The organism is Pseudoduganella sp. UC29_106, assembly GCF_044055365.1.
Classification (GTDB): Bacteria; Pseudomonadota; Gammaproteobacteria; order Burkholderiales; family Burkholderiaceae_D; genus Rugamonas.
In genome coordinates this window covers 2,103,690-2,117,081 of sequence record NZ_CP171977.1, presented here as the reverse complement: position 1 = coordinate 2,117,081, position 13,392 = coordinate 2,103,690, and the positions used below count along the sequence as shown (strand labels likewise).

At 62.8% G+C, this 13,392-nt stretch carries 8 protein-coding genes and 2 pseudogenes; 4 read left to right on the top strand and 6 right to left on the bottom strand.

Annotation, left to right across the window (positions count from 1 at the left end; all coding sequences use genetic code 11):
* Nucleotides 1–18: 18 nt before the first annotated feature.
* Nucleotides 19–2,104, bottom strand: a pseudogene (locus ACHMW6_RS11015) (acetate--CoA ligase family protein).
* Nucleotides 2,105–2,250: 146 nt separating this feature from the next.
* Between ACHMW6_RS11015 and ACHMW6_RS11010 the strand changes: the two are divergent.
* Both ACHMW6_RS11010 and ACHMW6_RS11005 read left to right on the top strand, forming a co-directional pair.
* Nucleotides 2,251–2,697 carry a hemerythrin domain-containing protein gene (locus ACHMW6_RS11010; RefSeq protein WP_395407121.1) on the top strand — a complete coding sequence of 149 codons (447 nt, stop codon included), beginning with the start codon at nucleotides 2,251–2,253 and terminating at the stop codon, nucleotides 2,695–2,697.
* Nucleotides 2,698–2,706: 9 nt separating this feature from the next.
* On the top strand, nucleotides 2,707–3,411 hold the full coding sequence (locus ACHMW6_RS11005; protein ID WP_395407120.1) for a biotin/lipoate A/B protein ligase family protein: 705 nt from the start codon (nucleotides 2,707–2,709) through the stop codon (nucleotides 3,409–3,411).
* A gap of 2 nt (nucleotides 3,412–3,413) precedes the next feature.
* On the opposite strand, the gene ACHMW6_RS11000 is transcribed toward ACHMW6_RS11005, so the two are convergent.
* Together ACHMW6_RS11000 and icmF are read right to left on the bottom strand one after the other, a co-directional pair.
* Nucleotides 3,414–5,204: an acyl-CoA dehydrogenase gene (locus tag ACHMW6_RS11000; protein WP_395407119.1), complete on the bottom strand. Its 1,791-nt coding sequence runs from the start codon at nucleotides 5,202–5,204 to the stop codon at nucleotides 3,414–3,416.
* Nucleotides 5,205–5,217: 13 nt separating this feature from the next.
* Complete coding sequence (icmF, locus tag ACHMW6_RS10995) at nucleotides 5,218–8,508, bottom strand: fused isobutyryl-CoA mutase/GTPase IcmF (RefSeq protein ID WP_395407118.1); 3,291 nt, start codon at nucleotides 8,506–8,508, stop codon at nucleotides 5,218–5,220.
* Between the two features lie 177 nt (nucleotides 8,509–8,685).
* Between icmF and ACHMW6_RS10990 the strand changes: the two genes are divergently transcribed.
* Nucleotides 8,686–9,696: an AraC family transcriptional regulator gene (locus ACHMW6_RS10990; protein ID WP_395407117.1), complete on the top strand. Its 1,011-nt coding sequence runs from the start codon at nucleotides 8,686–8,688 to the stop codon at nucleotides 9,694–9,696.
* An 18-nt stretch (nucleotides 9,697–9,714) separates the two neighbouring features.
* Here ACHMW6_RS10990 and ACHMW6_RS10985 read toward each other — a convergent pair whose 3' ends face one another.
* A complete protein-coding gene (locus ACHMW6_RS10985) occupies nucleotides 9,715–10,899 on the bottom strand; it encodes an acetyl-CoA C-acyltransferase family protein (protein ID WP_395407116.1) in 1,185 nt (394 codons plus the stop codon).
* Nucleotides 10,900–11,153: 254 nt separating this feature from the next.
* Entirely contained in the window at nucleotides 11,154–11,375 is a 222-nt protein-coding gene (locus tag ACHMW6_RS10980) for a hypothetical protein (RefSeq protein ID WP_395407115.1), read from the bottom strand.
* A 218-nt stretch (nucleotides 11,376–11,593) separates the two neighbouring features.
* On the opposite strand from ACHMW6_RS10980, the gene ACHMW6_RS10975 reads away from it, so the two are divergent.
* Nucleotides 11,594–11,827, top strand: a complete 234-nt coding sequence (locus ACHMW6_RS10975) for a hypothetical protein (protein WP_395408813.1) — start codon at nucleotides 11,594–11,596, stop codon at nucleotides 11,825–11,827.
* A gap of 74 nt (nucleotides 11,828–11,901) precedes the next feature.
* Here the strand turns inward: ACHMW6_RS10975 and zwf are convergent.
* Nucleotides 11,902–13,364: pseudogene (gene zwf / locus ACHMW6_RS10970) on the bottom strand (glucose-6-phosphate dehydrogenase).
* Between the last annotated feature and the right edge of the window lie 28 nt (nucleotides 13,365–13,392).

Here is a 13,392-nt window from a genome sequence, read left to right as displayed (position 1 = left end):
CAGAAGAAGTGACGGAAATCAGCGGGTAAGCAGCAAGGCATCGATCGCGACCGCGCCCGTTTCCTTGACCTGGAGCGGATTGACCTCGATCTCCTGGGCCGCCGGCGCCAGTCCGAGCGCGGCGTTGGACAGGGCCGCGATGGCCTTCTGTGCGGCAGCCACGTCGGCCTTGGGCCTGCCGCGGAATCCATCCAGCAACGGGAAGGCTTTCAGGCTGCGCAGCATGTCCGCCACGATAGTTTCGTCCACCGGCAGGATGCGATGGCTGACGTCGCGATAAAGCTCTGTGAGCACGCCACCCAGGCCCACTGTGATGGCTGCGCCGAACACCGGATCGTGGGTCACGCCGGCGATCAGTTCCGCCACGCCCTTCGACATCGGCTGTACAAGCACACCCTTGATGTGTGCATCCGGAGCATACGCCCGTGCCGACGCCAGGATTTCCTCGCAGGCCGTGCGCACCTGGGCTTCGTCCTGCAGGTTCAGGCGCACGCCGCCCCGCTTCGGTCTTGTGCGCGATATCCGCACTGAGGACCTTGAGTACGACCGGATAACCGATGCGATTAGCAGCCTGCACCGCCGCATCCGCATCCGCCGCCGGCACTTCCTGTACGGGCGGTACGCCGAAATCGGCCAGCAGGCGCTTGGTCTGGTATTCATCCAGTCCTCGTAGCTCGGGCACGGCAGCAGCGCTGCGTTGCTGGCTGCGCAGGCTGGCCCAGTAGGACACAGCGGCGCGGCCTTCCAGCCAGTGGCAGTATGGCGCCAGCGCCTGGGTGGCGCGGCCGATATCGGTGAAAACGGGAATGCCGGCGCTGGCCAGCTGCTCGCGGCACTTGGCCTTGCCGGTATCGATGGCCACGAACAGGCGGGGATGCTCGGCGCAGACCTTGATCAGCGGTTCGGCCATGCGGTCCAGCAGCGCGCCATTGGCGTATATCACGACGGTGTCCACCGCATCCGTGCGCGCCAGGGCGTTGAACACGGAACTGACAAACTCGGGGTTGTTGACGATATTGCCCGTCACATCGATCGGATTGGATACCATGCCATAGTCGGGAATGCCGTCACGCAGCGTCTGCTGCACTTCGTCCGGCAGGGTCGGCACATCGAGGCCGGCGCCGATGAATTTGTCGGCCAGGATGGCGCCCAACGCGCCGGACAGGGTGACGATCGCGATGCGCTTGCCGCCCGTGCGCTGGCGGAAGCCGCTCAGCCAGGCGATATCCGCCATGTGCGTAAAGTCCTGGCCCTGGATGATATTCAGCTGGCGGAACCCCGCCTCGTACAGCGCCATATTGCCGGCGAGCGCCGAGGTGTGCGAACGCACCGCTTCCGAGCCCTTTTCCGTCTGGCCCGCCTTGTAGAGAATCAGCGGCTTGCCGGCTTCGGCGAAGGCCAGCGCGGAATCGATGAAGCGCTGGCCATTGCGCAGTTGCTCGACATAGCCGATCACGCAGTCGGTCTGTTCGTCCTGCGCCAGGAATTCCAGGTATTCTGAGAATTCGACGCAGGCCTCGTTGCCGGTGTTGATGAAGTGGCTGACCTCGATGCCCAGCTGGCGCATCAGCGCAAAGACCGTGGAACAGACATTGCCGCTCTGGGTCACCAGGCTGGCGCGACCAATGCCTGTCTGCGGCGCCACATTCTTGAACACCGTGGCGAACGCCGTGAAGGCTTTCAAATTCAGGTTGGCAAAGCCCATGCAATTCGGACCGGCCACCACCATGCCGCTCTCCTCCGCGAAGCGTTCCAGCGCCTCCTGCAGCGCGCTTCCTTCCCCGCCCATTTCGGCAAAGCCGGCGGCGTAGACAATGGCCGCCTTTACACCGCGTGCATGGCAGCGGCGCAGCATGGCCGTGACGTCGGCGGCGCCGATCGCCAGCACGGCCAGGTCGGGCGCCTGCGGCACGGACTCGATGTCCGGATAGCAGCGGTAGCCAAACACTTCTTCGTATTTCGGATTGACCGGATAGACCTCGCCTTCGAAATTGAAGGTCTTGAGCAGATCAAGCGGCATGCCGCCGATACGCGCCGGGTTATTGCTCGCGCCGATCATGGCGATGGAACGCGGTTGCAGGAGTGGGGACAAGCGATGGGACATAGGAACCTTCTCTCTCTGAATTGGTTGCCGCGGGTATGGAGGCGGACTTCGCCGCCCCAATAAAAAACAGTCTACCTTGTTTTTTATTTCGGCGCAAAATAAAAACGCTGTACAATTGGCTGAAACATACAAACGGGGATGAAGCAATGACGACGACCACTCCGCCCGCCTGGACCGATCATTTCCTGCTCGGCTACCCGCCAATGGACGACACCCACCGCGAATTCGTCGATACCGTTGCGGCCATGATTGCCGCCAGCGACGAAGGTTTTGCCGCCTGCCTGGATGCCTTCATCCGGCACGCCGAAGATCACTTTTCCCAGGAAAAAACGTGGATGACGGAAACCGAATTTCCCGCACGTCAATGCCACATCGATGAACACGATGCCGTGCTTAAGTCCGTCTACGAAGTGCGCGAGCGCATTGCCTCGCAGCGCGACTTCGAAACCGGCCGCGCACTGGCCGCCGAGTTGATGAACTGGTTCCCGGGCCACGCCGATTATATGGATGCTGCCCTCGCCCAGTGGATGACCAAGCAACGCAGCGGCGGCGCCCCCGTGGTATTGCGCCGCGGCGTGACGACATCGAGATAAGGCCCACCCATGCCAGATTTTCTGATGACGACCGGCGCTGCGGAACAGGCCTGGAACCAGGACCAGATGCGCGAGCCCGTGACACGTCCGCTGTTCCAGCTATGGGCTTACGAAGCACCGGCCGTGGTTCTGGGCTGCTCCCAGGCTCGCACGGTGACGCAGGAGGAAATCGCACAGCGTGCCGGCATCGGATCAACGGCACGCCAGTCCGGCGGTGGCGCGGTCCTGGCGGGCTCCTGGATGTTGAGCGCTTCCATCATCCTGCCGAACGGCCATCCGCTGGCGTCGGACAAGCTGGTGCAGAGTTACCAGTGGATCGGCGAGCTGTATGCGAAGGTCTTGCACGGCTTCGACATCGCAGCCCATGCCCTGCCCCCGGAACAGGCCAGGGCGCTGCAGGCCGGCGTTCCCCCCTCGCTGACGTGGGCGTGTTTCGCCGGCTTCTCGCCGTGGGAAGTGGTTGTCGACAACCGCAAGATCGTGGGCCTGGCACAGGCGCGCCGCCGCACCGGAACCCTGGTTGTCAGCGGCGTGCTGCTTGGCCGACCTGACTGGGGATTACTGGCCCGCGCGATGAATCAGGCTGCCGGCAGCGCCGCCGAACTGGCGGCCTGCACGACTTCCTGTGCCGAACAATTGGGGCGTGAGCTGACGCTGGAGGAGATCGCCGCCCCCCTGGCGCGAGCACTCCGGGAAGCACTCGGCACAGCTTAGTGCTACGCCAGCCACGCCTCGTCAGGGAAGTCAAGCGCGGCCTGCCCGCCATTGACGATGGCCGAGGCCATCGCAGGCGCACGCACCAGCACCTGCTCGGCGAAGAAGCGCGCACTTTCGGCCGTTGCCCGCAGGTCGTTGCCGGACTGGCCGCCGCCCAGTGCCGCCTGCAGCCGCAGCGCGTGCATCCATCCGCCGCAGGCTTCGCCCCACAGCTGCAGATAGGGAACCGAGGAAGCATAGACCGCACGCGGATTATTGCGCTGCTCGTCCAGCAGCCAGTGCACGACGCCGCGCACGGCCCGGCAGCATTCCGCCAGGCGCGCGCCAAGCACTCGCGCAGCCGAGGCATCCTCGCGCGCCAGGCTATCGGCCGCAGCGGCCATGGTATCCAGCAGCGCGAACGCCGTCTGCCCGCCGTCACGCACAGTTTTCCTGCCCACCAAGTCATTGGCCTGGATCGCGGTCGTGCCTTCGTAGATGGTCGTGATGCGCGCATCGCGGTAGTACTGCGCGGCTCCGGTTTCTTCGACATAGCCCATCCCGCCGAAAACCTGCACCGCGTTGTAGGTAAGGTCTTGCGCCGTTTCGGTGAACCAGCCTTTCAGCACCGGCACCAGTAATTCAAGCTCGCTTTTGGCGGCGTCCCGGGCTGCGGCATCAACGCCGGCGGAATGCGCGGCATCCTTCTTCATCGCCACGTGCACGGCCAGCGCGCGCATGGCGTCGATATGGCTGCGCATCGAGAGCAGCATGCGCCGCACGTCCGGATGGCGGACGATGGTATCGCCATGGCTGCCATCGTCGCCGACCGCCCTGCCCTGCACGCGCTCCAGCGCGTATTGGGCGGCGTGCTGGTAGGCGCGCTCCGAAATGGCCAGGCCCTGCAACCCGACCGAGAAGCGAGCATCGTTCATCATGATGAACATGTATTCGAGCCCGCGGTTCTCTTCGCCCACCAGGTAACCGACGGCGCCCTCACCTTCGCCAAACAGCATGACGGCGGTCGGGCTGCCATGGATGCCCAACTTGTGTTCGATGGAGCTGCAACGCACATCGTTCCGCGCCCCAAGGCTGCCGTCCGGCTGCACCATGAACTTCGGCACCGCGAACAGGGAAATGCCCTTCACGCCGGCCGGAGCGTCCGGGGTGCGCGCCAGCACGAGGTGCACGATATTGTCGGTGTAATCGTGCTCACCATAGGTGATGAAGATCTTCTGGCCGCTGATGCGATATGTGCCGTCGGCCTGCGGGACGGCCCTGCTGCGGATTGCAGCAAGGTCGGAGCCGGCGCCCGGCTCGGTGAGGTTCATGGTGCCGGTCCACTCGCCGCTCACCATCTTCGGAACATAGGTATCCTTCAGATAATCGCTGCCGGCGGTCAACAGCGCCTCGACGGCGCCATTCGTCAGCATCGGGCACAGGGCGAAGCTGAAGCTGGCCCCGTGCCACATTTCATCGATCAGGCTTGCGACGACCGCATTCAGACCCTGGCCGCCATACTGCTCCGGAAAGCGCAGGCCTTGCCAGCCGCCAGCACAGAAGTCCTGATAGGCTTCCTTGAATCCCGGCGCGGTGGTGACGGTCGAATCCGACCAGCGCGCGCCCTGCATATCGCCGGCGCGGTTGATGGTATCGATCCGGTCGCGGGCAAATTTTCCGGCTTCGTCCAGGATTGCCAGTGCCGTGTCGGCATCGAGATCCAGTCCGCATCGCTGTGCATGCGCGTCGACGCTGAACACGTGCTTGAGCAAGAAAGCTGCGTCGCGGTAGGGAGGTTGATACTGGCTCATCTCTTTTCGACCCTCACATGCTGCGGCGGTACTGGCCGCCAACCTCAAACAACGCGCTGCTGATCTGGCCCAGCGAGCAGACACGAACCGCGTCCATCAGCACTGCGAACACATTATCGTCATCGATCACCGCCTGCTGCAGGCGGCGCAGCATGGCCGGTGCGTCTTTCTCATTGCGCGCCTGGAAGTCCGCCAGGCGCTGCAATTGCGACTGCTTCTCTTCATCCGTGGAGCGGGCCAGTTCCAGCGTTTGCGCGACCGTGTCGCCCTTCGGATTGCGGAAGGTGTTCACGCCGATGATGGGCAGGCTGCCATCGTGCTTCAGCTGCTCATAGTGCATCGATTCTTCCTGGATCTTGCCGCGCTGGTAGCCGGTTTCCATCGCGCCCAGCACGCCGCCGCGTTCTGCGATGCGCTCGAATTCCTGCAGCACGGCTTCCTCCACCAGGTCGGTCAGTTCCTCGATGATGAAGGCCCCCTGGTTCGGGTTTTCATTCTTCGCCAGGCCCCATTCACGGTTGATGATCAGCTGGATCGCCAGCGCGCGGCGCACCGATTCGTCGGTCGGCGTGGTGATCGCTTCATCGTAGGCGTTGGTGTGCAGGGAGTTGCAATTGTCGTAGATGGCAATCAGGCCCTGCAGCGTGGTGCGGATATCGTTGAAGTCGATTTCCTGCGCGTGCAGCGAACGGCCGGAAGTCTGCACGTGGTATTTGAGCTTCTGGCTGCGTTCATTGGCGCCGTACTTGTCGCGCATTGCAACGGCCCAGATGCGGCGCGCCACGCGGCCCAGCACCGTGTATTCCGGGTCCATGCCGTTCGAGAAGAAGAAGGACAGGTTGGGCGCGAAATCATCAATGTGCATGCCACGTGCCAGATAGGCTTCCACGAAGGTAAAGCCGTTCGACAGCGTGAACGCCAGTTGCGAGATCGGATTCGCGCCCGCTTCGGCGATGTGGTAGCCCGAGATCGAGACCGAATAGAAATTGCGCACCTGGTTGTGGACGAAGAATTGCTGGATATCGCCCATCACCTTCAGCGAGAACTCGGTCGAGAAGATGCAGGTGTTCTGGCCCTGGTCTTCCTTCAGGATGTCCGCCTGCACGGTGCCGCGCACATTCTTCAGCACCCAGGCCTTGAGTTGCGCCATCTCCTGCGGGTCGGGCTTGCGCCCGCGTTCCTGCTCGAATTTCGCCACCTGCTGGTCCACCGCGGTATTCATGAACATCGCGAGGATGGTCGGCGCCGGCCCGTTGATGGTCATCGAGACCGAGGTGGCCGGATCGCACAGGTCGAATCCGTCATACAGCACCTTCATATCGTCCAGCGTGGCGATGGAAACGCCCGAGTTGCCGATCTTGCCGTAGATATCTGGACGCGGCGCGGGATCGGCGCCGTACAGCGTGACGGAATCGAAGGCGGTGGACAGGCGCTTCGCATCCATGCCAGCCGATACCAGCTTGAAGCGGCGGTTGGTGCGGAATGCGTCACCCTCGCCGGCGAACATGCGGGTCGGGTCCTCGCCTTCGCGCTTGAACGGGAATACCCCGGCCGTATAGGGGAAGGAGCCGGGCACATTTTCCATCAACAGCCAGCGCAGGATTTCGCCGTGGTCTTCGTAGCGGGGCAGCGCAACCTTGCGGATTTTGGTGCCGGACAGGCTCGATTGCACCAGGCGCGTGCGGCTTTCGACAAACTGCTCGCCCTTGCGGATCCTGACCACGAAATCGTCCCCCGCATAGGCGGCTTTCAGCTCATCCCAGGAATCGAGCAGCTTGCGGCAGCCGGCATCGAGTGTGCTTTCGCGCTCGGTAATCAACTCATCGAAGTCAGCGTGGCGCTCGGCGGCCAGGATCATGCGGCGGGCTTCCTGCAGCTGCTGGCGTTCGCGCGCCAGCTTCACCTGGCGTTTCGTTTGCTTGTGGTAGCCACGCACCGTGTCCGCAATCTCGGCCAGGTAGCGCGAGCGGGCCGGCGGCACGATGGCGTTCTTGCCGGAGGAGAAACGCACCGCTACGGGCGCCAGCTTGCCCTGCGCCGTTTTCAGGCCGAACTCCTGCAGTTTCGGCAGCAGGCCGTGGTACAGCGCGGTCACGCCGTCGTCATTGAAGCGTGACGCCTGTGTTCCATAGACCGGCATCTGGTCCGGCTTCTCGCTCCAGCGCTCGCGGTTGCGCTGGTATTGTTTGGCGACGTCGCGCAGGGCATCCTGGGCGCCCTTGCGGTCGAATTTATTGATGGCGACGAAATCGGCAAAATCGAGCATATCGATTTTTTCCAGTTGGGAGGCGGCGCCGAATTCGGGCGTCATCACATACATCGACACATCGACGTGCGGCACGATCGCCGCATCGCCCTGCCCGATGCCGGAGGTCTCGACGATAACGAGGTCGAAACCGGCCACCTTGCAGGCAGCGATCACGTCCGGCAACGCCTGGGAAATTTCGGAGCCGGCTTCACGCGTGGCGAGCGAGCGCATGAACACACGCACCTGACCGGCCCAGGGATTGATAGCGTTCATGCGAATGCGGTCGCCCAGCAGCGCACCGCCCGACTTGCGGCGCGACGGGTCAATCGAAATCACGGCGATGTTCAGGGCATCGCCCTGGTCCAGTCGGATGCGGCGGATCAGTTCATCGGTCAGCGACGACTTGCCAGCGCCGCCGGTACCCGTGATGCCCAGCACCGGCGTCTCGATGGTGTCCGCGGCCTGGTGCAAGGCCGCCTTGAGTCCCGGCGCGGCGCTGCCGTTTTCCAGTGCCGTGATCAGTTGCGCGAGCGGACGATGGCGCTCCGTGATGCCGCCTTCACCGAGGGCATCCAGCGCAGCCGGCGCGTCGACGGGCGCGCTGCCATCGCACTCCTGGATCATGGACAGGATCATGCCGAGCAGGCCAAGGCGCTGGCCATCCTCGGGGCTGAAGATGCGCGTCACGCCATAATCATGCAGCTCCTGGATCTCGGCCGGCACGATCACGCCCCCCCCGCCGCCGAACACCTTGATATGGCCGGCGCCGCGCTGGCGCAGCAAATCGATCATGTATTTGAAATATTCGACGTGGCCGCCCTGGTAGGATGAGATGGCGATGCCCTGCGCATCTTCCTGCAGCGCCGCAGTGACGATTTCGTCCACCGAACGGTTGTGGCCAAGGTGGATCACTTCCGCCCCATTGGCCATCAGGATGCGGCGCATGATGTTGATTGAAGCGTCATGGCCATCGAACAGTGCGGCGGCGGTGACGAAGCGGACTTTGTTGGCGGGGGCGTATTCAGTGATCTGTTTCGCTGCGGAAAGGTCTGTCATCGCTATCTCGGTATAAATTGCGGTCGGTGATGCCTGAGTATAGGAAGCGCCCCCTGAAAGAACGATGCCCAAAAATGGCAAACTGCTTGCGACGAATAGCCACACCGGCCGCAACGCCGGGCCGCATTGGATACTTATAAGTTGTAAGTTTCGCCCTTATCGGCATAGAATCGACACATGGAAAAAGGCAGTATTTCAATCTACTTCGTCCAATCCGCGCTGGAACCGATCGTAAAGCGCGGTCTTGATACCGAGCCCCTGTTGCGCGCGGCCGGCATTTCACCGGCCCTGCTCAGCGCTCCCCAAGGCCGCGTGACCGCCCAGTGCTTCAGCGCCCTGTGGCTTGCCGTCGCGCGCGTACTGGATGACGAACTGTTTGGCCAGGATTCGCGCCGCATGAAGGTCGGCACGTTCGCCATGCTGTGCTACACGCTGGTTCACTGCGACACGCTGGACAGCGCGCTGCAGCGCATGGCGCGCTTTTTCAACCTGATTCTCGACGACTTCCACTGCGATGTGGAAAACGATGGGCATCAAGCCGCCCTGCTCATTCGCGATGAGCCCAACACGGAAGCGCCGCGGGTGTTCGGCTACGAAACGCTGCTGATGCTGCAGCACGGCCTGGCCTGCTGGCTCATTGGACGCCGTATCCCCGTGCTGTCCGCCGAATTCGCCTACCCTGAGCCCTCGCGCAGCGCCGAATACGCGCGCATGTATTCGCAGGAACTGCATTTCTGCCGGGACGCCACCCGTCTCGTGTTCGACAGCTCCTACCTGTCGCTGCCGGTCATACAGAATGAACGCAGCGCCAGGGACTTCATCCGCCAGGCGCCAGCCAACATCGTCCTCAAATACAAGAACACCAACAGCCTGTCCGCACAGATCCGGCGCAAGCTGCGCACTGCGACGCTGAGCGAGTGGCCCGATTTCGACGCCTTCGCGGCAAGCCTGCACATGACACCGTCAACGTTGCGCCGCCGGCTGGACGACGAAGGCCAATCCTTCCAGGCCATCAAGGACGACCTGCGACGCGACATCGCGATCGATTACCTGTGCCACTCGTCCAAGAACGTGGCGGAGATCGCGTTTGAACTGGGATTTGCGGAGGCGAGCGCCTTCCACCGCGCCTTCAAGAAATGGGCCGGCGCCTCGCCCGGCGAATACCGGCAGCGCATGCATCAGCGCTAGGCTGCCGGGCTTTACGGCTCACAGACGTTCGAAGATGGCGGCAATACCCTGCCCGCCGCCGATGCACATCGTTGCCAGAGCGTAGCGCCCGCCGGTACGGTGCAATTCGTAGATAGCCTTGGTGGCGATGATCGCGCCCGTGGCGCCGACCGGGTGTCCCAGCGAAATGCCGGAACCGTTCGGATTGACCTTGGCCGGGTCGAGGTCCAGTTCGCGCGCCACGGCGCAGGCTTGTGCGGCGAAGGCTTCGTTGGATTCGATCACGTCCAGGTCCTGCACGCGCAGGCCGGTTTTCTGCAGCACCAGCCGCGTTGCCGGAACGGGGCCAATGCCCATAAACAGCGGTTCCACGCCGGCGTGCGCATAGCCGACCAGGCGCGCCAGCGGCTTCAGGCCCAGTGCTGCGGCCTGCTCTGCCTCCGCCAGCACCAGGGCGGCGGCGCCGTCATTGATGCCGGAGGCGTTGCCGGCGGTGACCGTCCCATCCTTTTTGAAGGCCGTCTTCATTTTCGCCAGGCCTTCTGGGGTGACATCGGCGCGGACATGCTCGTCGGTATCGAAAAGCACGGTCCCTTTACGAGTGGCAATTTCAACGGGGACGATCTGGTCCTTGAAATAACCGGCCGCGATCGCGCGGGCCGCACGGCGCTGGCTCTCCAGCGCCAGCTCATCCTGCATTTCGCGGCTGACGCCATAGCGCGCCGCCACATTCTCGGCCGTGATGCCCATGTGCACTTTTTCCCATGGGTCATGCAGGATGCCATTCATATAATCGAGCATCTGGCTGTCGCCCATGCGGGCGCCCCAGCGCGCGGCCGGCAGCAGATACGGACCGCGGCTCATGGCCTCGGCGCCGCCGCCAATGGCGATGGCCGCGTCGCCCAACAGGATGGACTGGGCCGCCGAAATAATGGCTTGCAGGCCCGAGCCGCACAGGCGGTTCACGTTAAAGGCCGGCACTTCCTGCGGAATGCCGGAATCCATGGCCGCGATACGGCTGAGATACGCATCGCGCGGCTCGGTCGGAATGACATTCCCCATCACAACGTGGCCGACGTCGCCAGGCGCAACGCCCGAGCGAGCCAGCGCCGCGGAAACTGCGGTGGTCGCCAGTGTGCTGAGGGGGACATCCTTCAGCGATCCCCCGAAAGTGCCAATTGCAGTTCTTGCCGCGCCAACGACCACCACTTCACGTTGCTTCATTTCCGCTCCTCCATGATTTAAGTACCCATAAGTGCCTAGTATGGAAAACCGCAAGCAAAGCGCCATGCCCGAAACCGCCAATCTCGCTGCAATTTTTTGGCACCCCCGATTCGGGGTCAGCTCTGTCATTCGGACACGCACGACCAATGTTTGAGCGATATCAATACGCGAAAACACGCCATTCCGCGTATTGCGGAAGATCAAACAGTTTGCGTCTGTGTCCGAATGACAGAGCTGACCCCGAAATTTGCGGCTTACGAAGTAACCGCCTCGATTCCAATCACATTGATCCCAGCCAGGTCGGCCGACAATGTGTCGGACGCTTTCTGCTGGTTGCCTGCTGCATAAGCCGACTGCAATAATTCCTGCCGAACAATGTTGACCGCCTCAGCCTTCGTCGGCTGGATCAACAGCTCATGATAAATCGACCGGGGCCGGGCATAGCGGTCCTCGTATCGAATGCGCCAGAGTGCCATTTTGATCCCTCACCCAAAATCCACCAATATTCGCCGGTGAAACTAGCCTAGCGCCGATCCCGCTTCCTAGCAAACGGCTATCGTGCGACGACAGAAAGTTTCATTAGCGTTTTTTCACTTGGTAGCTCATGCGTATGGTTCTGGCCTTGCCATCGAAAATAACCTATGCTGTCGGTACTCCCCAACTCCCTTTTCCACTTTGGCGTAAGATGCAAAGGATGAATCGCATTTATCAAAGCAGGCGAAACGATTCGATCTTGTCCGAATACGTCCAGCGCGGGATTTCCTTGATGTATGTTGCCGGCATTACCGAAGCCCGGCGCTACCTCGTCGCGCGCAGCGTCCCCCAGGAAGTGATCGACCGCGTCCTCTCCTCGACCGCCCAGCGCCGCCAGTTGGCCCACCCATTCGGGGTCAGCTCTGTCAATCGGACACGCGAAGAGTCTTCCTGAGCCTCAGGTGACTATCGCTTGAAGGGCAGCCGCATCCGGACCGCCCGGTCCTCGCACGGCTGCCAGGGAAGCGCTTATTCGACCCAGCTGAACCCGTCGCGCGCCAGCAGCGCGAACGATTCGGACGGACCCAGGTACCGGCGGCGTAGTTGTACGGCTTCTCCGCCAGCGTGCCCCAGCCGTTGATGATCGGCTCGACCCATTGCCAGGCCGCTTCCAGTTCGTCGCGGCGCATGAAGTGGGTGAGACGACCGCGCACCACGTCGATCAGCAGGCGCTCGTAGGCCTCGGCACGGCGCTGGGAGAACGCGGATTGCAGGTCCAGGTTCAGTTCCACCTGCTGCATCTTCATGCCGCTGCCCGGCTGTTTCGCCATCACCTGCAGCTTGATCGCCTCTTCCGGTTGCAGCTCGATCACCAGGCGGTTGGCAACACCACCGGGATTTTCCGGGAACAGCGGGAACGGCGGGTTGGCGAACTCGATCACGATCTTGGACGAGCGGCGCTGCATGCGCTTGCCGGTGCGCAGGTAGAACGGCACCTTGGACCAGCGCCAGGTGTCGACATAGGTGCGCAGCGCGACAAAGGTTTCGGTGCTGCTGTCGGCCGGCACATTGCTCTCCTCCAGATAGCCGGACACTGGCTGGTTGCCGTTGGCGCCGCGCACATACTGTCCACGCACCGTGTCGCGCGCAATCGAGGCCAGGCTGAATTGGCGCAGCGAACGCAGCACCTTGAGCTTTTCATCGCGCACCGCATCCGGCGCCAGAGAAGTTGGCGGCTCCATGGCGACAATGCACAACAACTGCAACAGGTGGTTTTGCACCATGTCGCGCATGGCGCCGGCGCTGTCGTAGAAACCGGCGCGGCTGCCCACGCCCACTTCCTCCGCGACCGTGATCTGCACGCTCGTGATATTCGGCGCGCGCCACAGCGGTTCCAGGATCGAATTACCAAAGCGCAGGACCATCAGGTTCTGCACGGTCTCCTTGCCCAGGTAATGGTCGATACGGTAGATCTGCGATTCCGCGAAATGCTTGCCGACGGCTTCGTTGATCTCCACCGCGGACGCCAGGTCGCGTCCCAGCGGCTTCTCAAGTACCACGCGCGCATTGCGGTCCACCAGGCCAGCCGCGGCCAGCTTGTCGCAAATGGTCGTGAACAGCGATGGCGCCGTCGCCAGGTAGAACACGCGCTCGACGCCGACACGCGACGCTTTCGCCAGCGAGGCCAGGTCATCCTGCTGCACGTCCACGCGCACATATTCCAGCAACTGCCTGAAGCTGGCCCATGCCTCTTCCGTGAAATTGCCGCCGCTGATGAAGGAGCGCGAATGCTCTTCCACGAAGGCGAGGTAGGCGTCGCGGCCGAAGTCTTGGCGCCCCGTGGAGATAATACGGGTCGCCGGCGGCAGGTTGCCGTGCAGGTGGGCCATGTACAGCGCAGGCAGCAGCTTGCGCATCGCGAGGTCGCCCATCCCGCCGAAGATGATCATGTCGAGGGGGAGGCTGGTGTCAGGTTGAGCTGGCGAGGTCATGTCGATCAGGCTGGAAATTGGTTTCGTT